The sequence below is a fragment of the Acinetobacter sp. AB03 genome, from assembly GCF_058107045.1.
This window is the reverse complement of record NZ_JBUEBA010000002.1, coordinates 671334-695547: the sequence shown is the minus strand read 5'-3', so window position 1 is coordinate 695547 and position 24214 is coordinate 671334. Positions and strand designations below refer to the sequence as shown.

At 43.0% G+C, this 24214-nt stretch carries 17 protein-coding genes and 3 pseudogenes; 11 read left to right on the top strand and 9 right to left on the bottom strand.

The genetic code is table 11. The features are described 5' to 3' along the window. Positions 1–326, bottom strand: a pseudogene (locus ACY3FQ_RS03700) (hypothetical protein); the annotation flags it as partial. A gap of 73 nt (positions 327–399) precedes the next feature. On the opposite strand from ACY3FQ_RS03700, the pseudogene ACY3FQ_RS03695 reads away from it, so the two are divergent. Further along, a pseudogene (locus tag ACY3FQ_RS03695) lies at positions 400–750 on the top strand (integrase core domain-containing protein); the annotation flags it as partial. 39 nt (positions 751–789) lie between these two features. Here ACY3FQ_RS03695 and ACY3FQ_RS03690 read toward each other — a convergent pair. Further along, positions 790–3330, bottom strand: a pseudogene (locus ACY3FQ_RS03690) (type VI secretion system Vgr family protein); the annotation flags it as partial. Between the two features lie 1125 nt (positions 3331–4455). On the opposite strand from ACY3FQ_RS03690, the gene atzF reads away from it, so the two are divergent. The 3 genes from atzF to ACY3FQ_RS03675 are packed head-to-tail and all read left to right on the top strand — an operon-like array spanning position 4456 to position 10616. Further along, positions 4456–6285 carry an allophanate hydrolase gene (gene atzF / locus ACY3FQ_RS03685; protein WP_039889990.1) on the top strand — a complete coding sequence of 610 codons (1830 nt, stop codon included), beginning with the start codon at positions 4456–4458 and terminating at the stop codon, positions 6283–6285. A gap of 20 nt (positions 6286–6305) precedes the next feature. Next, complete coding sequence (gene uca, locus ACY3FQ_RS03680) at positions 6306–9908, top strand: urea carboxylase (protein WP_005400325.1); 3603 nt, start codon at positions 6306–6308, stop codon at positions 9906–9908. Between the two features lie 3 nt (positions 9909–9911). Continuing rightward, positions 9912–10616 carry a GntR family transcriptional regulator gene (locus ACY3FQ_RS03675; protein ID WP_005400324.1) on the top strand — a complete coding sequence of 235 codons (705 nt, stop codon included), beginning with the start codon at positions 9912–9914 and terminating at the stop codon, positions 10614–10616. A gap of 68 nt (positions 10617–10684) precedes the next feature. Here ACY3FQ_RS03675 and lysM read toward each other — a convergent pair whose 3' ends face one another. From lysM to ACY3FQ_RS03645, 6 genes are all read right to left on the bottom strand, one after another. Further along, positions 10685–11158: a peptidoglycan-binding protein LysM gene (gene lysM, locus ACY3FQ_RS03670; protein ID WP_005400323.1), complete on the bottom strand. Its 474-nt coding sequence runs from the start codon at positions 11156–11158 to the stop codon at positions 10685–10687. Between the two features lie 246 nt (positions 11159–11404). Next, positions 11405–11641 (bottom strand): acyl carrier protein, encoded by a 237-nt coding sequence (gene acpP / locus ACY3FQ_RS03665; protein ID WP_004695351.1) that lies wholly within the window; start codon positions 11639–11641, stop codon positions 11405–11407. A gap of 86 nt (positions 11642–11727) precedes the next feature. Further along, entirely contained in the window at positions 11728–12462 is a 735-nt protein-coding gene (gene fabG / locus ACY3FQ_RS03660) for a 3-oxoacyl-ACP reductase FabG (RefSeq protein WP_005400321.1), read from the bottom strand. Beyond that, entirely contained in the window at positions 12459–13445 is a 987-nt protein-coding gene (fabD, locus tag ACY3FQ_RS03655) for an ACP S-malonyltransferase (RefSeq protein ID WP_005400320.1), read from the bottom strand. Before fabD ends, fabG begins: the two co-directional genes overlap by 4 nt. A 176-nt stretch (positions 13446–13621) precedes the next feature. Then, entirely contained in the window at positions 13622–13804 is a 183-nt protein-coding gene (gene rpmF, locus ACY3FQ_RS03650; RefSeq protein ID WP_004695348.1) for a 50S ribosomal protein L32, read from the bottom strand. A 77-nt stretch (positions 13805–13881) separates the two neighbouring features. Continuing rightward, positions 13882–14439 carry a YceD family protein gene (locus tag ACY3FQ_RS03645; protein ID WP_004982945.1) on the bottom strand — a complete coding sequence of 186 codons (558 nt, stop codon included), beginning with the start codon at positions 14437–14439 and terminating at the stop codon, positions 13882–13884. A 97-nt stretch (positions 14440–14536) separates the two neighbouring features. Here ACY3FQ_RS03645 and ACY3FQ_RS03640 point away from each other — a divergent pair, with 97 nt between their 5' ends. The 7 genes from ACY3FQ_RS03640 to rluB all read left to right on the top strand — a co-directional run bounded on the left by ACY3FQ_RS03640 (position 14537) and on the right by rluB (position 22310). Next, positions 14537–15199 carry an elongation factor P hydroxylase gene (locus ACY3FQ_RS03640; RefSeq protein WP_005400319.1) on the top strand — a complete coding sequence of 221 codons (663 nt, stop codon included), beginning with the start codon at positions 14537–14539 and terminating at the stop codon, positions 15197–15199. Positions 15200–15284: 85 nt separating this feature from the next. Then, the gene (locus ACY3FQ_RS03635) at positions 15285–15902 is read left to right on the top strand and encodes an L-threonylcarbamoyladenylate synthase (protein WP_004695345.1); all 618 of its coding nucleotides are present in this window, start codon (positions 15285–15287) and stop codon (positions 15900–15902) included. Positions 15903–15956: 54 nt separating this feature from the next. After that, on the top strand, positions 15957–16223 hold the full coding sequence (locus ACY3FQ_RS03630) for a hypothetical protein (protein WP_005400318.1): 267 nt from the start codon (positions 15957–15959) through the stop codon (positions 16221–16223). A gap of 642 nt (positions 16224–16865) precedes the next feature. Next, entirely contained in the window at positions 16866–19271 is a 2406-nt protein-coding gene (locus ACY3FQ_RS03625) for a sulfatase-like hydrolase/transferase (RefSeq protein ID WP_050764490.1), read from the top strand. A gap of 509 nt (positions 19272–19780) precedes the next feature. Beyond that, positions 19781–20575, top strand: a complete 795-nt coding sequence (locus ACY3FQ_RS03620) for a segregation and condensation protein A (protein ID WP_005400316.1) — start codon at positions 19781–19783, stop codon at positions 20573–20575. Continuing rightward, positions 20575–21162, top strand: coding sequence for an SMC-Scp complex subunit ScpB (gene scpB / locus ACY3FQ_RS03615; RefSeq protein ID WP_005400315.1), 588 nt, complete (start codon positions 20575–20577; stop codon positions 21160–21162). The genes ACY3FQ_RS03620 and scpB overlap by 1 nt, the downstream gene beginning before the upstream one ends. A gap of 41 nt (positions 21163–21203) precedes the next feature. Next, positions 21204–22310, top strand: coding sequence for a 23S rRNA pseudouridine(2605) synthase RluB (rluB, locus tag ACY3FQ_RS03610; RefSeq protein WP_004695341.1), 1107 nt, complete (start codon positions 21204–21206; stop codon positions 22308–22310). A 164-nt stretch (positions 22311–22474) separates the two neighbouring features. Here the strand turns inward: rluB and ACY3FQ_RS03605 are convergent, their stop codons facing one another. After that, the gene (locus tag ACY3FQ_RS03605; RefSeq protein WP_005400314.1) at positions 22475–24205 is read right to left on the bottom strand and encodes an ABC transporter ATP-binding protein; all 1731 of its coding nucleotides are present in this window, start codon (positions 24203–24205) and stop codon (positions 22475–22477) included. Between the last annotated feature and the right edge of the window lie 9 nt (positions 24206–24214).

Genomic DNA, 24214 nt, shown 5'->3' with positions numbered 1-24214 from the left:
AACCCAGCTTTAAATGCATCACCAAAACCTGGGATACATCCTATCAGCGTAATGACTAAATCCACCCAGCCCATAACATTTGCAGGATTTGCTGAAACTAAAATAATGCCTCTAATCAAATCTCTTAGGTCAAATAATTGACCTACTACAGGGACACAACCTAAAACAGCAGTCACAATAATCTGACTTGGACCTGTCCCGCTGCCATCAAGTAAGCCCATAAACCATTTGCCAACATCATCATCAGCTTTTTTAAGTTGTTGTTGGGAGACATGGGGATTAACAGGTTTAGTTGCATTTGCAGGAACAGAAGGTAAATTAGCCATTAAATATCACCTTCTTGAAAATTACGTTCTGTTTCCGCTTCATCGTCAGTTAAGTTTTTTAAATGAGTATCAGGATCGAGGCATGCCAAAGAATGTGATTCATCATTCCGATAGAGGTGTTCAATATCTTTCTATTCGCTATACCAATCGTTTAGAAGCTGCAAATTTACGAGCATCAGTCGGTACGAGAGGTGATTCATACGATAATGCTTTGGCTGAAACGGTGAATGGCTTATACAAAACAGAGGTGATTGAATATTTAAAAGCAGATTGGCAAGGTTTAGCAGATGTACAACTTGCGACATTAAATTGGGTAGATTGGTTCAACAAAACGCGTGTACATAGTGCACTGGGTTATGTATCGCCTTTTGAGTTTGAAGCAATGTACTATGATAAGATTAACCCGTTAGGTCAGGTGGCCTAACTTAAATAAAAAAGTCTCCGACAAACCCGGTACGGTTCAAACCTCTCCCCCACCCATAAACAAATGCTGTCCCGCCTTAACCTCAAACTTTCCACTAGTTGTTGCAAAGACTCCGGAACTATTAATCTTAAGTTCAGAACCATCAGCGATTAATTTAATTTCTTTAGGGCTGGTAATGTAAATGGCATCTTCAGTTGAAATGATCTGTACACCTTTACGTGCTATCAAATCAGCCCCATCTGCTTGAGCCTGTATTTCAACTTTGCCTTGATCTGCATAGAATTTCGCACCGTCCTGTGCGGCAAACAAACTGATTTTACTTTGTGCATGTGCAAGTAAATTCTTTTGGGTACTAAAATTAATACTGTCCCCTGCACTGTGACCAATTTGACCATCTGCTGAAAGGTGAACATCTTCATTTGTAGTCAGAGCAATCGAATGGGGGGAGGTCAATATCATTAAAGCTTGTTTAAATGCTTTTGCCTTCGCCTCACTTTCTTGTTCAATTTGTTCAATAAACTCTTTTAGATTATCCAGTATTTCTAATGGATCGGTTTGTTGATTTTTAGCAACCTCACTTAAAGCTTTTGAATTATTTAGACTAGATTCAAATTGTGATTTCGTTTCAGAAGTATCAAGATGATGACCATTTGCTGAATCTTGTCGATAGGTAGAAAGTAATAAACCCTGTTTAGCTCTGAGTGCTCCCCACTGGTCAGTACGCAGTTCAAAACCTTCACCTCGCCCTTCACTCGTGTCCGTTTCTTTAGGATGACTCAAATTCCCTAAGTTCAGTTGTGTCGCACCATGACTACTTTGTAGCTGGGTACTGATCTGATCAGTCGTGTCATCAAAACGTAGTTGCCCGAAGCCCTCGCCTTGAATCTCTTTTGATCGGATCCCTGCCAGTTTTTTGGTATCAGGCAGTTTGCCTGTATTGTCAAATTTGCTTGGATGACGTTGTGCTTCATGGATGCGCCCCACGACAAAGGGTCTGTCGATATTGCCATCAAAGAAGTCGATAACCACAATTTCACCAATACGCGGTAAGAAGCGTGCACCATAACCCTCACCTGCCCAAGGTGTGAGCACATCAACCCAAGCAGAATCTGTGTCATTGTCATTTGAACCTGCACCGCCATCGTGAGTATTGTCTTCACTACGGGTGAACAGGAAACGGACTTTAATACGCCCCCATTCATCCACGTGAATTTCTTCACCACTTGGTCCAACCACTTTCGCGCGTTGTGGTGATGCAATAGGGCGTTGTCGTAGCGGATTGTACTCTGGAACAATTGTGATATTGCGTCGTTGTAAGACGAGGTGATTGGCTTGGCGTTCGTCTTTATTATTTGTCGTAATTTCAGCCTGTTGCCAATTGGTTTGTTTCAGCAAAGCTGTGATTTGATCGGTCAAATCTTTAGGCAAATTATTCTGATTATAGAATTTTTTGGATGTGATTAAGAATTCTTTGTCTGAACCACTATGCTGATCAATTTCAGGGTGCTCGTTGAGCTCAAACCAGTAACCCACTTGTGCATCTCGTACAGTCGAGGTAGCCATAAATTGCTTGGCTTGTAAGTCGTAATAATGACCAAGATTTTGATTAAACTTTTCAATCTGACCATTGCCTGATTTGGTCGTTCCATCTTCACCTTTAAGGTCTTGTATCCATGCAGGTGAGAAATGCCACGCCTGCTCTAAACCTAGACTGGCGTTGTCTTGATTATCACTATGGCTATGTTTGCTTTGAACTGAACCCGCACCTTCTTCTACTTCTAAAGTATTTGCTTGCCAATGTTGAATATGGACAGATGTTGGTTGTATAGAACGCTGCCCGACCAAATTTGTAATCGAATCACTACTTTCTACAGTACTGCTACGATGGAAGCGAATATTCTGACGCTCTAAACTTTGATATTGAGCGTTGTCATCAATCAGTCTAAGTTTTTGTGGCTGAATGGGTTCACTTGAACTGGACACTTTGAGCTGAGACTCATCAATAAGCCAGTTAATCCCCTCTGAAGAGAGCAGCCTTTGAATAAATTCACTATCTAATTCATTCGCTTGCATAATGAATGGGCGCACATCATATTCTTTGCTTAAACCACTTTTATCCAAAATCAAACTTGAAGCAAATAAGGGACTACGTTGCTGCCACTCGGCAAAAATGGTTTGAACTACATCAACAACAGACTTCGCCATGAAAACTCTAGAGTTACGTCGATGCTTCCATAAGGCTGTCGGGTCTTCCACGGTTAAACGGTATATGGTTAAAGCGCCATCGCTTGCCCCTACATCCGCCTTGGTGATGATGCCTGAAATACGATTGAGTTCTGACTTTTCAGTGACAATATCGACAGCCACCTGACTACCAATAAATTGCTTTAACGGAATATGAGCGGAGGTAGATAAGCAAAGGAGCTGTAACTCTATACCTGTATTCAGTTCATGCGTTCCATCTATGCGCTGAAGGAATACTTGTTCGTTAAGCGAGGTATTGCTGAACTGAATATGAATGGCACGTTTTTGTGCACTAAGTCCAAGTTGCTCTATTGCAGCGTAAATATTATTGGGCATCGTTATTATTAAATTTTAAGTTGTGGCTGATTGTACAAAAGTTACAAAAAATTTCTTTAATTTTTTGTAACTTTAATAGAATTTTTAAGTTCAGAGCCTTTTTTCAATAAATGACCGATCCATCTGTAAGTTTCTATTTTTATAGTTTTGATATTATCCCAGTCATATTCAGCTTAACCCAATTCATTCCTTTATCTACTCTAGAAATATTAAAGTTTTTCAGTTAATACCAGACCACTAAAATTTTATTTTTTTCATACTGGTTTGCAATTTACTCAAACTTCATTTAACTCGCTAACAATTACAACCTTCTACATAACCCGCAATTCTTGAAGCTGTTGCTTATCAGGATAATATAGGCCACTCCCCTATAGATAACATAGCCTACTGCCAATAGCTTATACATAGTAGCAATTGATCTGCTATCGACAGACAGTTTAGATCATCACCTTATGCAGGATAAATGCAAGTTAAGTACATCAATTATTATTCGAAAAAAAGACCCAGTTATTCACATCTTAGTATTTGAATTAAGATCCAGCCAGCTTATGTATATCAATATATGGCATAGAATTAATTACACAGGAAAGATGAGAAAATCTGAATGCAAAATTATAAAAATTATAGTTTATTATAAGTTATACGCGTGATTTATTGATTATCTCTGCACATTTCAACGGTTGTATTGATCAAGAGTTAAATGAAACTTGCAACTTTCCAGATTTGGCATAGCTCAAATACATTCAGTTATACATAAAAATTAAAAACTGAGTGTGTATAGTTTCTTTGAATCATCCTATTTGAGAATATTTTTTATCCTCAATCCTTTTGACTTTAATTCCAATTCCCTCAATTTATATAAAAAACCAATATGATTTAAACCCTACTTTTAAATAGTTTAACGTCAAACCACCCAAGGCTTGATCATAAAAAGCACCATTAGCTCCCCTATGCGCTTGTTTTGGTGCAACACTCAAAACACACAGAATCACTCAATTAAACTACAGGTTTGACCTTAAACCTATGATTTATAAAAGTTATAACTAAAGATAAATCAAATTGATTAGATTGGCATAGATTCTGCATTTTTGTATTCCATCATGTATACAAGTTGGAATGCAAAAAATGAGTCAGAACAAATGCATTGGCTGGACACTTCAAGAATGGCAAACCGCTTATCTTAACCAAGATATTCATCTTGAAGATTTAATCGACTATGTAGCGCAATTACCACAACCTGATCATGCATGGATTTCAATTGCTACAACAGAAATACTTTCCCAACAAATTGAAGTCTTAAAGCAAAAAGCAGATCAAGCCACAGACCTCAGCAAAGAATTACCTTTATACGGTATTCCGTTTGCAGTTAAAGATAACATCGACGTTGCTGGTTTTGTCACCACGGCCGCATGCAAGGCCCTGACAACTGTTGCTACACAAGATGCAGAAACCATTCGCCTGCTTAAAAATGCAGGGGCAATAGTTGTGGGAAAAACCAATTTAGACCAATTCGCAACTGGTCTCGTAGGGACACGCTCTCCCTTTGGTGCAGTCAGTAACACGTTTAATGCTGACTATGTCAGTGGTGGCTCTAGCTCTGGTTCAGCCAGTGTTGTTGCTCGTGGCTTGGTGCCCTTTGCACTCGGAACAGATACTGCAGGCTCTGGCCGTGTTCCTGCTGCATTTAACAATATTATTGGACTAAAACCCACCAAAGGTCGTTTTTCAAATCGTGGTCTACTCCCAGCCTGTAAAAGTTTGGACTGTATTTCGATTTTTGCTTTAACGGTAACAGACGCCGACACCATTGCCCAAATGGTAGAACACTACGATGCGCTAGATAGCTATTCACGCCAGCATCCAAAGACTGCACCTGTGAAACTCTCGACTAAGCCACATTTTGCTATTCCCCAAAAACTGGAATTCTTTGGAGATGACCAAGCTAAATATGCCTTCCAACTGGCTGTAGAACAGTTAAAAGTTCTCGGTGCTGAAATTACTGAAATTGATTTTTCAGCGTTTGAACAGTTGGCAGCCCAACTCTATCAAGGCTCATGGGTGGCAGAACGTACAGCGGCGGTTGCCGAGTTGTTGGCGCAGCAGCCTGAGGTTTTCGATCCGACAGTGCGTGCAATCATTCAAAAAGGTCATGATTTTAGTGCAATTGATGCCTATAACGCGGAGTACTTAAAGCAAGACTTAAGCCGAAAAATTCAAGACACTTTGGCCCAATTTGATGCATTGATTGTTCCCACCTCCCCAACCATTCATACCCTTGCGGAAATGGAACAGTCACCGATTAGCCTGAACTCTGAGTTTGGGACTTATACCAATTTTACTAACCTCGCCGATTTAAGTGCTCTCGCCCTGCCCGCAGGTTTCCGCACTGACGGTTTACCTTTCGGCATCAGCCTAATTGCACCTGCATGGTATGACCAAGCTCTGATTGAATTCGGAAAAATTTGGCAGACGCATTTGAACTTAAAGCTGGGTGCCTTAGACCGATATGCATCTATTCCAAAGCTACAGAACACAGTCTCTCCACATCATATCCGTGTTGCAGTGGTTGGCGCACACCTGACTGGAATGCCGCTGAACTTCCAATTGCTCACACGTGATGCTGTGCTTGTGGAAACCACGCATACCGCTGAGCACTATGCCCTGTTTGCACTGAATGGCACGATCCCGCCTAAACCCGGTCTAGCCCGAGTCGATGAACACGGTCAGCAGATCATTGTTGAACTGTGGGATGTACCCACCGCTCGCTTTGGAGAATTTGTCGCAGAGATTCCGACACCACTGGGCATGGGCAATGTCGAACTGGCAGACGGTCGATGGGTTAAAGGTTTCATTTGCGAACCTTATGGCTTAAACGATGCCGAAAACATCAGTCACTTTGGTGGTTGGCGCGCCTATATCCAGCACCGTAACAATTCAAAAGTAGAACAAGCTTAGTCAAATTTAGGAATTTTAAAATGTTTAAAACTGTATTGATTGCAAACCGTGGCGAAATTGCCGTACGTGCAATTCGCACTTTAAAAAAACTGGGGATGACCAGTGTAGCGGTATATTCAGACAGTGACCGTTACGCACAACATGTCAAAGACGCGGACATTGCCATTGCTTTAGACGGCTTAAAACCATCCGACACTTATTTAAGCATTGAAAAATTGATTCACGCTGCACAAAAAACGGGGGCTGAAGCTATTTTCCCGGGTTATGGCTTCTTATCAGAAAGTGCTGAATTTGCAGAGGCTTGTGAGAAAAATAATATTGCCTTTATGGGGCCAACAGCGACACAAATTTTAGAGTTTGGCCTGAAACACCGTGCACGTGAGCTTGCCGCCGCAGCTCAAGTGCCCATGACACCAGGTACAGGCCTACTTGGCAGCTTAGATGAAGCAATTTCTGCGGCTACAGAGATTGGTTATCCCATCATGCTAAAAAGTACCGCAGGTGGCGGAGGGATTGGCCTCACTCGCTGTGATAATGAACAAGCCTTAGTTGAAGCTTATGAAAGCGTCAAACGTTTAGGCGCACAATTTTTTAAAGATTCGGGCGTATTTTTAGAACGTTTTATTGACCGTGCGCGTCATGTCGAAGTTCAGATTTTTGGTGATGGCCAAGGTCAAGTGGTTGCATTGGGTGAACGCGACTGTTCATTGCAACGTCGTAACCAAAAGGTAGTGGAAGAGACCCCAGCGGCTCATCTCCCCGAAGCCACACGTCAAAAACTACACCAAGCAGCAGTTGAACTCGGCAAATCGGTCAATTACCGCAGCGCAGGTACGGTCGAATTTATTTATGATGCTGCACGTGATGAATTTTACTTCCTTGAGGTCAATACCCGACTACAAGTGGAACATCCTGTCACTGAGATGGTGACGGGTTTAGACCTGATTGAATGCATGCTTAAAGTTGCTGCGGGCGATGCACTGGATTGGACGGCACTTAGCAACATCCAACCGCAAGGTGCGGCGATTGAAGTGCGTATTTATGCAGAAGATCCAGTTAAAAACTTCCAACCCAGCCCGGGTGTACTGACCGAAGTTGTATTTCCAGACAATTGTCGTGTTGATACATGGGTTTCAACAGGAACAGAAATTTCGCAATATTTTGACCCGATGATTGCCAAAATCATCGTACATGCGGACACCCGTGCACAAGCCATTGAGCAACTAAAAAATGTACTCTCTCAAACTCGTTTAAATGGCATCAGCACCAATTTAGACTATGCACATAGCGTGATCTCTGATGAACGCTTTGAACAAATGCAAATCTGGACACGCTTGCTAGACGACTTTGACTACGTACCGAATGTGATTGAAGTACTCCAAGCTGGCACACAAAGCTCGATTCAGGACTTTCCGGGACGTGTTGGCTATTGGGATATTGGTGTACCACCATCGGGTCCTATGGATGACTATGCTTTTCAATTGGCCAATCAAATTGTAGGGAATGATGCTAGCGCAGCAGGCTTCGAGTTCACTCTGCAAGGCCCAAGTCTCAAGTTTCACCAAGACAGTGTGATTGCACTGACAGGTGCACCATGTCCTGTGCAACTGGATGATAAGCCTGTGGCCTTTTGGCAGCCGATTCACATTTGCGCAGGTCAAGTACTCAGCTTAGGACAGGTCGAGTCTGGTTGCCGTAGCTATTTAGCAGTGCGTCATGGACTCGATATCCCCCTATATTTGGGCAGTCGTTCGACTTTTGCTTTAGGTAACTTTGGCGGGCATGCAGGACGCGTGCTTCGTGCAGGTGACATGATCAAACTCGTCAACACAACCCATCCAAATAGCGATACACCTTTAGCCACGCAAGAACCACAAGCTCTATCTTCTGCCCTGATTCCAAGCTACGGCAGAGAATGGAAAATTGGCGTTCTGTATGGACCACATGGTGCACCTGACTTTTTTAAACCTGAATATATTGAAGAGTTTTTTGCCTCCGAATGGACTGTCCACTTCAACTCCAATCGTTTAGGCATCCGACTGTCAGGGCCAACACCAAGCTGGGCACGTGAAAATGGCGGTGAAGCAGGACTTCACCCATCGAATGTCCATGACTGTGAATATGCCATTGGTGCGATTAACTTCACAGGTGACTTCCCTGTCATTTTAGCCAAAGATGGGCCAAGTCTAGGTGGTTTCGTTTGCCCTGTAACCATTGCCAAAGCTGAACTTTGGAAAGTGGGTCAGCTTAAAGCCGATGATAAAATCAGCTTTTATCCTTTAACTGTTGAACAAGCCAATGCCTTAGAACAACAACAAATTGAACGGATCGAAAATTTTGCCGACGCAGCACTTAATTCTGCGCCGCCAAGCAGTGTTATTCCAACATCCGCAATTCTTGCCAGCTTAGAGGCAACTGACATGTCCCCACGCACGGTATACCGCCAAGCGGGTGACAGTTATATTCTACTGGAGTACGGTGACAATGTTTTAGACTTGGCGCTACGCTTACGCGTTCACCAACTGATGCAACTGATCCGCGCGGCTAATATTAAAGGCATATTGGAACTGTCCCCCGGCGTACGCTCGCTGCAAATCAAATACGATGGACTCACGCTTCCACAGCATCAATTAATCGAATTTCTACTCAAGCTTGAACAGCAAATGGGAGATTTAAGCCAAATCAAGATTCCGTCACGGATCATTCATCTCCCAATGGCATTTGAAGACAGTGCAACTTTAGGTGCTGTTGAACGCTATCAAGAAAGTGTCTGTGCCAAAGCACCTTGGCTACCAAACAATGTCGATTTTATTCAACGCATAAATGGTTTAGACAGCCGAGAGCAAGTCAAAGAAATTATTTTCAATGCCAATTACCTCATTTTAGGCCTTGGTGATGTTTATCTCACCGCCCCATGTGCAGTGCCGATTGACCCACGCCATCGTCTCTTAAGCTCAAAATACAACCCTGCACGTACTTTTACCGCTGAAGGTACCGTAGGCATTGGCGGCATGTATATGTGTATCTACGGCATGGACTCTCCGGGAGGCTACCAACTAGTCGGGCGCACCCTCCCCATTTGGAATAAATTTAAAAAGAACAAACAGTTTGGTGACAAAGAATGGTTCTTAAACTTCTTTGATCAAATCAAATACTTCCCCGTATCAGAGTCAGAGTTAGAGCAATGGCGTGCCGACTTTGAAAATGGTCAAGCGCAAATTCAAATTGAAGACACTGAATTTGACTATGCAGCGTATTTACAACTGCTTGAAGATGAAAAAGACAGCATTGCCGAGTTTAGAGCACAGCAACAACACGCTTTTAGCGCTGAAGTCGGCTTATGGAAAGAAAGTATTGATCATCAAGAACATCTGATTGCAGAAATACCTGATGAGACTGACTACAGCGCCTATGCAGCACTACATGCTTCGATGACCGGTAATATTTGGAAAATATTAGTGGAACAAGGTCAGATTGTGAAAAAAGGTGAAACCATTGCTATTATTGAAGCCATGAAAATGGAATTACCGGTGTACGCTGCGGATGATGGTACTGTCAAAGCCATTATTTGTCGGGCTGGACAAACCGTTCATAGCGGTGAGCCTTTGGTTTATATGGAATAGTACATGCCCAATATGACACGTGCAGGTTCAAGTTCAGACAATTTGTCTGAACTTGTTTACCAAAAAATTAAAAACGATATTTTTGATTTCAAATTGATGCCGGGTGAACGTTTTACCGAATCCGAAATCGCCTTGAACTATCAGGTCAGTCGTACGCCTGCGCGGCAGGCACTATATCGGTTGCAACAAGAAGGCTACGTAGAGGTAGCATTTCGTAGTGGCTGGACTGTCCGTCCGTTGAACTTACAATACTATGACGAGCTATATGAGCTACGCATCATGATTGAGCAGTACGCAATTCGAAAGTTATGCAGCAGTGCATCTCAGCCATCGAAGGAAATAAAACACCTACACAAAATTTGGATGGTTGCACCTGAGCAGTATCTGTCAAGTTTAAAAGCCATGGCGAAAATTGATGAAGATTTTCACTGTGCATTGGTTCGTGCCATTGGCAATCAAGAAATGATCAAAATTCACCAAGAGGTCAGTGAAAAAATTCGCATTATTCGTCGCCTCGATTTTTCTAAAATGGATCGGATTGAAGCCACCTATGCTGAGCATCAAGCCATTTTGAATTATATAGCACAGCAACAGACGGAGCTTGCCGTTGAAAAGATCAGCGCTCACATTCAACAAAGTCGAGATGAAGTAAAAAAAATTACCTTAGGTATGCTCAGTCAGCATGCTGTTGTGAAAGTAAGTCGCTAAGCACTCGATCAACATTCCACTCTCAAATAAAAAAGGCGCTTCATGCGCCTTTTCTTCAACCTTTGGACTTAAGCAGGAATACGTAGGACTTGGCCTGGAAAAATATCATCTGCATCTTTCAATAGCGGACGGTTGGCCTCAAAAATTTTATTATACTGGTTGGCATCACCATAAAATGCTTTGGAAATTTTCGATAAGTTATCCCCCGATTTAACTGTGTAGAACTTACTTTCAGGTTCAGGGCTAGCCACAGTGAGTTGATCATCGACTTGTGCCACATGGTCAATATTACCGACGGCTAAAACAATCTTTTCTTTATCGGCTTGAGTCTGAACTTGCCCTTTCACGGTCGCCAAATCCGTGGAGGAGTTATAGCTGACTGAAAGTCCCGTCACAGGTAAGCCCAATGCTTTGATATGACCCAATAACTTGTTGGCAATTTCTTGAGCCGATGGCTCTGCTGGTGTGCTTGGTGCGGCTTGAGGCTCGGCTGCGGCTGTGTTTTTCTTACCAATGCCTTTAACAAAATCAAAAAGACCCATGTGTATGCTCCATCTTGTTATATCAGTGTTGTTATAGTAAATGCTCAAAAATGAGACACCCTTTTTTATACCCAAAAAAGACAACAGATTTGGTAGCGAATAGTCCTCTTAAAGTAAAACTTTGTAAGTTACCCCAGTAAATAAAAGATTTTAAAGATGGGTTAAGCACTTTGCGTTTTTTGAAAGGCATAAAAAAGCCACCCAAGTGGGTGGCTTTTCCATTCAGCAAAGCTGAAACAATATGTATTAACCTAGTTTCTTAGAAACGTAGTCAATCGCAGATTGTACAGTTGTGATTTCGTTAGAATCTTCATCTGGGATTGTGATGTCAAAGTCGTTTTCGAAAGACATAACAAGCTCAACAAGGTCTAAAGAGTCAGCACCTAAGTCATCCATGAAAGATGCTTCGTTTTTGATTTCTTCAGCCTTAAGACCAAGTTGTTCTGCAACTGCTTGCTTGATGCGTTGTTCGATATCGCTCACAGGAATTCTCCTCATTGCTTGTGGCGTTTTTAATGCCGTTAGTTTAATTGAATCTTTAAAATTTTGAAAGTTTATCCATCAGCCAATTAGCTCATGTATAGACCACCATTTACATGCATTACCGTACCAGTAATGTAATTTGCTTTGTCTGATGCCAAGAAGCTCACCGCATTTGCAATATCTTGTGGATCACCTAAACGGTTCAAGGCCACTTGATCGCTCATTTTCTTACGGATGTCTTCGCTTAATTGCTCAGTCATTTCTGTTGCAATAAAACCAGGCGCCACTGAGTTTACAGTGATTTGACGGCTGCCCATTTCTTTTGCAAGGCTACGGCTAAATGCTTCAATACCAGCTTTCGCTGCTGAATAGTTGGCCTGACCTGGGTTGGCAAAATGCGCAACCACAGAACTAATATTAATAATTCGTCCAAAACGCGCTTTGGTCATACCCTTTAAAACGCGTTTCGACAAACGGTAAACTGCTTTTAAATGGATATTTAAAATGTCATCCCAGTCATCTTCTGACATACGAAGTAACAAATTATCTTTGGTAATTCCAGCATTGTTCACCAAAACCAAAACAGGGCCATAGTTTTGTTCAATGTCAGTTACAAGCGCATCAATGGCAGTACCATCACGAACATCGAGCACTTTACCTGCACCGTGTTCACCGAAGCTTGCAGCAAGTTTTTCTGCACCTGACTCAGATGTCGCAGTACCCACAACAAAATAACCGTCTTGAATAAGTTGCTGAGCGATGGCAGCACCAATCCCTCGACTTGCACCTGTCACGAGTGCAATTTTGCGTTCCTGTGTCATGCAATTTTTCCTTCAGCCACTAAAATGGCATTTAGTGCATCTTCCAAGCGTGATTTACTATCGAGTGGAAATGCTTTTTCAATATTAGGTAGACGTTTTGCCAAGTTTGCCAAAACATTGCCTGGACCACACTCTGCAACATATTGGATCCCTTGATCCTGAATAAACTGCATTGTTTTGGTCCACTGTACAGACTCATATAACTGAGCGGTAAGTGCTTGGCGGACTTGTGCTACATCTGTAGCAATTTCCGCGCCCACATTTTGTATTACAGGTATGCTAGGCAGCTCAATGGCAGTTTGTTCCAAAGCTTCTGCGAACTGTTCTGCAGCAGGCTTCATCAATGAACAATGCGATGGAACAGAAACTGGGAGTGCAATCGCTTTGCCGCTGTTTTCTTTGGCTAAAGCCATGACTGCTTCAACTGCTGCTTTTTCACCAGCAATCACCACTTGACCTTGAGCATTGTAGTTAGCTGCTTCAACTGAACCTTCAGCTTGACTCGAAACTTGTTGGCATAAAGCAACAACTTGCGCATCATCTAAACCTAAGATGGCTGCCATTGCACCCTTACCTTGAGGTACAGCACTTTGCATTAATTTGCCACGCAAATTTACCAGCTTGACTGCATCGCCTAAGCTTAGGCTTCCTGCTGCAACCAACGCACTGTATTCACCAAGTGAGTGTCCCGCCAAATACTTTGGTGCAACACCACCAAGTTCTAACCATACACGCCACAAAGCAATGCTGGCAGTTAACAATACTGGTTGGGTAAATTCAGTTTGGTCTAAACCGTCACCAGATTGTGCAATGTGCCACAAATCGAATCCAACCGCTTTAGAGGCTTCTGCAAATGTTGCTTCAACACTGGCAAATTGTTCTGCCAATTCAGCCAACATGCCAACCTTTTGTGAACCCTGACCGGGAAATACAAAAGCTGTTTTTGTTGCCTGAGCGACTTGATCAAGTTGTTTCGCAGACATAAAAAAGTCCTTTCTTGTCTTTGCTCTCGTTTATGGAGCGAAAATTTAACACTTAATTTAGGTCGATGTAATTGCCAAATACAACAAAAACAGCAGCGATAAAAATTCGACAACAAAAAAAGGGAGCTTTACGCTCCCCTTTTTTCGACTAAGCTTTAAGCTTAATGCTTCGACAATTATTCAGCAGATGCTTTAGCGAATAATTGACGACCACGGTAGATACCATCTTTAGATACATGGTGACGACGGTGAATCTCGCCAGTAGCTTGGTCTACAGTTAATGCATTCTCGGTTAAAGCGTCATGTGAACGGCGCATGTCACGGCGAGAGCGACTTTTACGGTTTTGCTGAACGGCCATGATGGCTCCTTACAAATCGAAAAAATATGGATCAGAACAAATTCAGTTGTCTTATACGGAAGAGTATAACACAAAAATTAGTTAAGTTTACCCTTCAAACTTGCCAAAACATCAAACGGATTATCCCGCTTTTCTTCAACAAGTTCTTCAACGGCAGGTTGATGCTTATGTTCACAAGCGTCATGCTTAGCAGACAAAGGCATCAACAATAACAATTCATCTTCTATCAGAGACAGTAAATCAGCCGTCGCAGGCGCATCATAGCTACCTTTCGTCGTTGCTTCACTTTCACCTAAGACGATGAAATCAGCATCCTCATCCAAGCGCTCTATCAGTGACTCATCATCCACTAGAGCTAGATGAAAATCTGAAACGAGTTCAATGTTTACCGTGCCTAAACAGCGCTGACATTCCATTGGAACGTTCGTTTCAACGTGACCATCTAGCCATACAATACGATGATACGCATCCATTGATAGCTTACAGTCTATGTTAATCAATTGATCATCAATTGATCCAACAGCTTCACGGGCTATACGAGCAAAGCGAGACAATGGCAGTGTTCCTGACCATGTAAAGCCTTGTTCGGCCCATTTAAACGGCTCAATCTGTGCCGGAAAGGTATTTGCTGACATAATTAAGGCGGCAATTCTACAAATTCATCAGTACTCTGTCAAAGATTAAGATACAATTTTGTACTTATTTAGACAGACCATTTGGGTAACTTAAGTCATGCATCTGTTGCAGCCGCAAACAGAAGTGAGTATTTCATCACTTGTGAGCACAATTTCAACTGTCGATTCTGACATTTCAAACCGCCAAGTGCAACTCTCGACGTGGGAGAATTTGTGTACAGAAGCAGAACAAGTTGATTGGCTCATCTTACACTTTAATCGTTGGTTTTCCCACCTGAATGTCAACTTGGTTAAAGGTGACTTTGAACCTGAATATTTTCCCGCTATAGACAACACCCCTGCACGCATCCAATTTGCCCATGGTTTTTTTAATAGTGCCTTGCATGAAATCAGCCATTGGAGCATTGCAGGAGACAAACGTCGCCTACTCCCCGACTTAGGCTACTGGTATGCACCCGATGGTCGCACAGCTGAACAACAAGCTTTATTTGAACAGGTTGAAATTAAACCTCAAGCCATTGAATGGATGTTTGCAAAAGCCTTTGGACGTAAATTTCGGGTTTCACTCGACAATTTGACTGGTGAAGGTGGTGACGGCAGCCGCTTCAAAGACCATGTTTTCGCTCAAGTTCAGGCTTATTTTTCAGGCCAAGCCCAATTACCGCGTGATGCGAAACACTTCATTGACTGTATATGCCTATGTACTCGTGCTGGCAAAACATTACAGAGCGATGAATTTCAAAGAGAAATGCTCGACTAAATTTAGCACGATTCACATTTTGGTCATTGAACATCACCGAGATAAAGCGCGATAATGTTGAAAAAACCATCAGGAGATAAAAACGATGCTTCATTTAAGAGTCCATCCTGATAACCCTCAAGCACGCTCAATCAGCCAAGCAGTAGAACGGATTCGCGCAGGCGATGTGGTGGTGTACCCGACCGATGCTGCTTATGCCATTGGCTGCCAGATTGGGAATAAAAATGCCATGGAGCGGATTGCTCAAATTCGCGGCCTTGGGGCCAAACATCAATATGCCATCATTTGTGCAGATCTGTCCGATATTGCCACTTATGCCAAAGTCGACAATGCCATGTATCGTTTACTGAAAAACAATACACCAGCCGTGACCACGTTCATTTTGCCTGCAACCAGTGAAGTTCCAAAACGCTTGATGCATCCGAAGAAAAAAACCATTGGTCTACGTATTCCAAGTAACCCTGTGTGCCAAATGTTACTCAAAGAGTTAGGTGAGCCGCTACTAACCAGTACCTTAATCCTGCCGAATCAGGAAGAGCCACTAGATGATCCCTATGACATCGAAATGCAACTGTCAAAACGAATTGATGTGTTTATCGACAGCGGGCTGGGCACATTAAGCACCACTAGTATTGTCGACTTATCAGGTGATCATCCTGAAGTGATTCGCCGTGGGCTTGGCGATGTCAGCGCATTTGAGTAATGCGCTGCATTTATTCGCTAGGGAAACTGAATCTCACATTCTCAAGAGATCAACATGACCCTGTTTACGGTTTTACTCAATCTGAATCAATTTCCCGAGCAACATAATTTATATGTGCAGCGTCCTTGGACGCTTGAGTCCGAGACTTTGGTGCAAAGTCCGAGTTCAATCAACTGCATTATGCGGGAAGAGAATCTGTACAGCTATTTCCTGCCGATCGCGACCATCCAGCAATATTTCAAATACCTTGAACCCAAAAACCTCTGCTTACAGGACAACTGTCAACGCATCATTGAATTTGCTCTACAAGCACCTGAATAAATCTTGAATGAATATTTTCCGTCGCGTCAGCTGATCCATTTCTGCAGACTTTAGACGCATTTTTCTTTCCTACGCGTTCAAATAAATCCACGCATCCATAACAATAAAGTACCTAATCTATGCAGCTTCAGTGTTCACAACCACTGTTATCGCAAATAACCATCTTCATTTTAAAGTGCGGAAAAAACAGCCAAGTCCATTCTTTTGAGTGGTTCATCCTCTGAAGCAGTTTGATACTTTACAGCCAGAACATTAAACGTACTTCACCGTGCATTGACGATGGATCGTCATGGGTATGAAAAACAGCTACAGCATAATCAAATCAATAAGGACAAAAAATGTCGAACCAAGGGAATACAACAATATTAGCCCTATTTGCGGTTTCAACCACTCCAATGCATTCTAGCCAATCCATCGCATTCAGCTTCCAACTATTCAGGTTTCCTCCAAACGCGATCTCTGCTTCGTTTAAATCAAGCCTGTAACAGTCTGTATGAGATGAGAGCCTCATGTCTGAAGCTACAACTCAATCGAAATCCCCAAACATCTAAACCTTTTTATTCCGTAGGTCTTTTCCCTACTCAGCATTTTTGCACATTTTTTCAACACCACAGCAAGGAAACTTTTAATAAGGGATTGTATATGAACAAAAATAGATCATTAAGCTCCAAACCACTGACACGTGTCCTCACCTTGGTCGCAGCCATTACAGCATCGCATGCCGCTTTAGCAGCTCCCGAAGCCCAAAGTAGCACACCTCAAGCCTCAAACCAGACAGGCTTGGTTTTGCCCCAGCCTACACCAGAATTTAAAGGGGTGATTAAAGAAACCTTTGAGGGCTCTAAACAAGATTTTCCTCGACCTGTAAAAGCACCCAAAGGTGCCCCTAACGTGGTGGTATTTTTGTTAGACGACTTAGGCTTTGGGCAAGCTGGCACCTTTGGTGGGCCTGTACCGACACCTGAAATGGATGAACTTGCAGATGATGGTGTGATTTTCAATCGTTTCCATACTACAGGGATTAGTTCTCCAACACGTGCAGCTCTTTTAACTGGACTAAACCCACATCAAGTTGGAGCGGGAACCATCACCGAACTTTCAACGGGTTATCCGGGATATAACACAATATGGCCTAAGGAAAGTGCCAGTGTCGCTAGAATCCTTAAAGACAATGGCTATGCCACTGCGGCATTTGGTAAATGGCACAACACCCCTGAGTGGGAAACATCTCCAGTTGGGCCTTTTGAACGCTGGCCAACAGGTCTCGGTTTCGAATATTTTTATGGCTTCTTTGGTGGTGAATCGAGCCAATGGGAACCCCAGCTGATCCGCGGAGTAACACCCGTTGAACCAACTAAACGACCAGAGCAAGGCTATAACCTGAATGTTGACTTGGTCAATGATGCAATTGGGTGGATCAATCGTCAAGGCTCAGTCTCTCCAGATAAACCGTATTTTGTCTATATGGCACCCGGTGCCGTCCATGCACCACTCCATGTCAATCAAAAATGGATTGATAAGTTTCAAGGCCAGTTCAACCAAGGTTGGGACAAAGTCCGTGAAGAAACCTTGGCCCGTCAGAAGAAATTGGGCATTGTGCCTAAAAATACTGACTTAACGCCACGTCCAGACAGTATTCAAGCTTGGGCTTCCTTATCAGCCGATGAAAAGCGTTTGTTTGCAAAACATCAAGAAGTCTTTGCAGGCTTCCTCGCGCAAACAGATCATGAAATGGGACGTTTGATTAAAGCCATTAAGAAACTTCCCGATGCAGATAATACCCTCATTATTTTTATTGCTGGGGATAATGGTGCCAGTGCTGAAGGGACGTTAACGGGTACTATAAATAATCTAATGACTCAAAATGGTTTTCCAGATACCGTTGAAAATCAATTAAAACATATTGATGAAATTGGCGGACCAAAGCACGAAAACCAATATCCTGTCGGTTGGGCATGGGCTGGCTCTTCCTCGTTCCAATGGATGAAACGCGTTCCTTCTCACTTCGGGGGAACACGCAATGGCATGATCGTTTCTTGGCCTGCAAAAATTAGAGCCACGCATGCGATCCATAACCAATTCCATCATGTTTCCGACATCACCCCAACCATTTTAGAAGCAGCCAATATTCCGCAGCCCAACTCAGTAGATGGTGTAAAGCAAACGCCAATGTCTGGCATTAGCATGGCATACAGTTTCAATGATGCAAAAGCCAAAGATCAGCGTCATACCCAATACTTTGAAACGGGTGGACATAGAGCCATCTATCAAGACGGTTGGGTTGCTTCATCCTTCCATGGCGTACCGTGGAAGCTCAGTGGCTCTTTAGGCTTTAAAGATAGTCCGTGGGAACTATACAATATCAAACAGGACTTTTCCCAAGCGCATGACCTAGCAGCCAAAGAGCCTCAACGCTTAGCAGAAATGCAGAAACTGTTCGACCAAGAAGCAGGCAAATATGGCGTTTATCCGTTAGATGACCGTTTTGTGGAACGTGCTTTTAATCCAGAACGGCCTTCTTCAGTTCGTGGCAGAAAGCAATTCACCTATTCAGCAGGAACCACGCGTCTGCCTGAAGGCAGTGCACCACCCATGTATCAGCGCTCGCATAGTATTAAGGCTGACATTGTCATTCCTAAAAGCGGTGCCAATGGTGTAATTGTTGCTGAAGGTGGTTCAGGTGGTGGCTTCTGTTTGTATTTGGAAAATGGCATACCTGTGTACGAATACAACTTCTTTGCCCAATCGTATTATCGGATTGCTTCCACCAAAGCATTAGCACCGGGTAAACACAGCATCGTCGTAGACTATCAACAGACTCCGCGTGAAGGACGACATGGTATTGGCGGACCCGTGACCATCAGCGTCAATGGCGATATGGTTGCCCAAGGTCAGGTTGAAAAAGTGGTTCCTTACCGCTTCTCAGCAACTGAAACCTTCGATATCGGTATGGACTTAGGCTCAACCGTTTCACCTCGCTACAATGAAAAAGCGCCGTATGCATTCACAGGTCAAATCGATACCGTCACAATCGATTTAAAAGACTAAATATTTTTAAACGCGATGATCTGAGATTGATCAACACCCAAAAATTTGAGGCTTCAAAGTCTCTGAAGTTGGAGCAGCGCTGAAATACTTTCTTCGTATTTCAGCGCTATTCTTTAAGGTATTCATCCAATGCCTATTTTGTAGGCTGCTTTTGAGGTTCATAATGCCGCACTATGCAGTCTCATCTAGCTACTTACAATAAATCGATTATTTTTCAAACCACAGGACTAGGCCCTAAGTACATCATGTTCTCTCAAACCCACCCCACTTCTGCAAATTTAGCCACGACATCAGCGCATAAAAAGCATCACACAAATAAATACTCTCTATTTATTTACAGCTTTTTTTGTTATTTGGTCGGTGAAATCATGTATTCACGCCGCAATTTGTTTTACACTAAGCCCTATTAAAATTATGTATTTTTTAAATCGCCTCTACTTTTTCTCCTTAAGTACTGATTCGAAAAAACATAATCATGCCTTTGAAAATTCGCGTGGCCAATAACTGTAATGAATCAATCCGTCCATAATGCCATGGAAGATCTTCCACAAATCCGTGTTATGGATGAGTGGCATGACTCCATCCCCGAGGATTTATATATTCCTCCAGCTGCATTTGAAATTCTTTTAGAGCATTTTGAAGGACCACTCGACTTTCTGATTTACCTGATTCAAAAAAACGGCTTCGACTTATTACAGTTAGATATTGCCCCTATTGCAGCGCAATACCTGTCTTATATGGATGCCATGAAGTCGCTTAACATTGAGCTGACAGCAGACTATATGGTGATGGCCGCGCTATTGGCTGATTTAAAGTCACGTTTGCTATTGCCAAAAGCACCCAATGCAATCCAAATTGAAAAAGACCCAAAACAAGAGCTGATTGACCGTTTAGAAACTTATCTCCGTATTAAACAAGCGGCTGAACGCTTGGGGCAAATGCCTATATTAGAGCGAGACACATTCTCAACCAATGTCAGCTTAGGCCAAACTCTGGATAATAATGATGGTCATGATGTGCAACAGCTGCGTGATGCACTGTTCTGCGTGTTTAACCGACCTGAGCCGATCACCCATCAAATTGCACAAGAACCGGTTTTACTTGAAGAGCGCATGGCTTTTATTGAAAGCAAAGTCGCTTCAGGTGAAGTTTTAGTTTTTGAATCTTTGCTGCGTCCCATCCAAGGTCGGATGGGCATGGTCGTGACGTTTATGGCCATTTTAGAGTTAACCCGTCAGCAACGTATTCAAATTGTGAGTTCAGGTGTTGAAGCACCGCTTTCGATACAAGGAGTCAAAAAATAATGCTAGAACAAACCGCTCCTGTAACGAATGAAGACAACTTGCATGAAGTACTGATGCAGTTAGAAGCAATTATTTTTGCCAGTGATGCGCCTGTTTCACTTGCACGATTGAAAGAATCGTTCCAAAATCAATATAGCAAACAAGATTTACGCCAGTTTTTACAACAACTTGCCATGTTACAGCATGGTCGTTCGATCGAACTGATTGAAACTGCTCAAGGTTTTCGTTTTCAGGTTCGAGCAAAATACCGTCAAATCGTTGCGCAAACGTGGCCAGAGCGACCAACTCGCCTCTCGCCATCGCTACTCGAAATGTTGGCCGTGGTTGCTTATCATCAACCCGTCACTCGAGCAGATATAGAACAAATTCGAGGAGTCTCAAATAACAGTCAACTGTTACGAGCGTTATTTGATTGGAACTGGATTAAAGAATCTGGTTTTCGTGAACTCCCAGGAAGACCTGCGTTGTTAGTTACGACGCCCCAATTTTTAAATGCATTTGGCCTAAATTCTTTAGGTCAGTTGCCTCCCCTGCAGGATGCCAAGGAAGCTTTTATGGCGCTCGATGCGAATGCACCGAAGTCGTAAATAGGTGAACTGTTGATGATAATTTCTAAGGTTATGCTGTCATGAGTGAAAAGTTGCAAAAGGTACTCGCACGAGTTGGTTTGGGTTCTCGCCGTTATATGGAAGAAGTCATTGCCGCTGGTCGTGTGAGTGTCAACGGCCAAGTTGCCCAAGTAGGCGAACGTATTGAACCAGGTGATGAGCTTCGCATCGATGGTCGTAAAGTATCGTTCCAAATTGAAGATGAAATTCGTCGTCGTGTTCTGATTTACTATAAACCAGAAGGCGAAATTTGTTCACGTAACGACCCTGAGTCACGTCCAACGGTATTCGATCAATTACCTGCAATCGCGAATGATCGCTGGGTGATGGTTGGACGTCTGGATATTAACTCAACAGGTCTACTGTTGTTCACAAATGATGGCGAACTCGCGAATCGCTTGATGCACCCATCAAATGAAGTTGAACGTGAGTATGCTGTACGTGTTATGGGTGAAGTGACGCCTCAAATTAAGAACAACATGCTCAAAGGTGTGGTGTTAGATGATGGCCCAGCGAAGTTTGAGTCATTCTCTGAAATTGGCGGTGAAGGGATTAACCGTTGGTATCAAGTGGTGGTAAAAGAAGGTCGTAACCGTGAAGTACGTCGTATTTTTGAATCACAAGGTTTAAAAGTCAGCCGTCTACTCCGTACACGTTATGGCACGGTTATTTTACCGCGTGAATTACGTACGGGGCGTTGGATGGAGTTGGACAAAAACGACATCGACAACTTAACCAAAGCGGTTGAGTTAAAACCACGTCAAGGCACTGGTTTATACGGCATGGCAAAACGTCGTACTGAACGTATGCAAGAAAAACCAATGGCTGCGCGTCGTGGTGGTTTCTTACGCCAACAGCGCCGTGACAATGAAGATGAAGGCCAACAACAAGCGAAGCCAGCTTTCAACCGTGAACGTCGTGAAAATCCAAATGGTCATAGCCAACGTCGTCAGGACAATGCACAAACTGGTTATGGTCAACGTGAACCACGCCAAAACTCAGGCTATGCACAACGTGACAGCCGTCCAGAGAACTTTGGCAACAAAGGCACCTATGGTCAACGCGACGCGCGTGATGAAAATGCGCCACGTAAACCTTTTGGAAATAAAAGCTTTAAGAAATTTTAATTTCTAAAGTCCAAATTTGAGCCACTTTCGAGTGGCTCTTTTTATATGTGTTTACGCTGCACAATAAGCTCCCTTTCTGCTCTAGATCAGAAAAAACTGCAAGCTCCTTATAAAAAATGCCCAACTTATTGAGCGTTTTTATTATTAAAACAACAGCCACCCATTCATGCCACACTTTGCGGAATAGCACTAAGTAAACGTTTGGTATATTCGTGCTGTGGCGACTGGTACAAATCATCTGAATTGGCTATTTCCACCACATCACCATGATTCATCACCATGATTTGATCTGAAATATATTTCACCACTGATAAATCATGTGAAATAAAGATATAACTCAGTCCAAATTCATCCTGTAAGTCTTGCAGCAAATTCAGTACTTGGGCTTGTACCGAAACATCCAAGGCCGAAACTGACTCATCACAAATCAAAACCTCAGGTTTTAAGGTTAGACAGCGCGCAATCGCAATACGTTGACGTTGCCCACCAGAAAACTCATGCGGATAACGATAAAAAGCCTGTGCAGGTAAGCTCACACGCTCCAACAGTTCCAAAGCCATCTGTTTACGTTCAGCATCATTCGCGCCGATATGATGCACCTGCATCGGTTCCATCAGAATCTGCCCGACGGTAAAACGTGGATTGAGTGATGCATAGGGATTTTGGAAAATAATTTGAATCTTGCGTTGATACCGAGCAAACTCTTTTTCTGACATGGCCAAAATATCTTGACCTTCAAACAGCGCTTTTCCTCCCGTCGCCGCCTGTAAACGCATCAGCAATAATCCGATGGTGGTTTTCCCCGAACCAGACTCACCCACCAAGCCCAAAGTCTTGCCTTTTGCCAGTTGGAAACTCACGCCTTTGACCGCTTGAAACTCCTCTATGCCGAATAATCCTTTACGACTATAAAATGACTTTTTAAGGTCACGCACATCTAAAATGATCTCTTCTTGGCCAGTTAAGCCGCGAGATCTTTGTTGAAGTGACTCGACATCGATGGTATGCATTTCAATATAGTCATCACCCTTTTGCTGCATGAAATCACTGATCATGGGCAAACGCATGGGACGTTTGGACAATTGTGGACGGCAGTGTAACAACGCTTTGGTATAGACATCTTGAGGGCGTTCAAGCACATCTTTAACCCTGCCTTGTTCACGAATTTGACCATGCCGCATTACGATTACCTGATCGGCAATTTCCCCGACTAAAGCCAAATCATGGGTAATAAACAGCATCGACATTTGATGCTTCTTCCGCAACGACTCCAGCAAATCTAAAATTTGCTTTTGAATGGTGACATCCAGCGCTGTCGTCGGTTCATCGGCAATCAATAGTTTGGGTTTACACGCAATTGCCATAGCAACCATGACGCGTTGCTGCTGCCCACCCGACAATTGCCCCGGATAAGCATCAATCTTGGCTTCAGGAGATGGAATTCCAACTTCTATCAAGAGTTCCAAAGCACGTGCACGCGCCTGCTTACGACTCATGCCCAAATGTAACTGCAAAATTTCTGCAATTTGTGAACCCACCGTAAACACAGGATTTAAGGATGACATCGGTTCCTGAAAAATCATGGCAATATCTTTGCCGCACTTTTTCCGCATTTCACGGCGTGGTAAATCGAGTAGGTTTTTCCCCTCAAACAGAATTTTACTGTCCAAAGCAATTTGACTACTTTCAGGAGGTAATAGCCCCATGGTCGCTAGCGATGTGACCGATTTACCACTGCCAGACTCCCCGACTAAAGCCACAGTGGCATTCACTGGAATACTAAAACTAATGCCTTTGACTGTTTCAATGTACTGCTTTTCTTCATTTTTAAAGCTGACACGCAAGTTTTCCACCTGAAGTAAGACTGGCGCTGTCATATGATTGAGTTCAGACATTCTCATACT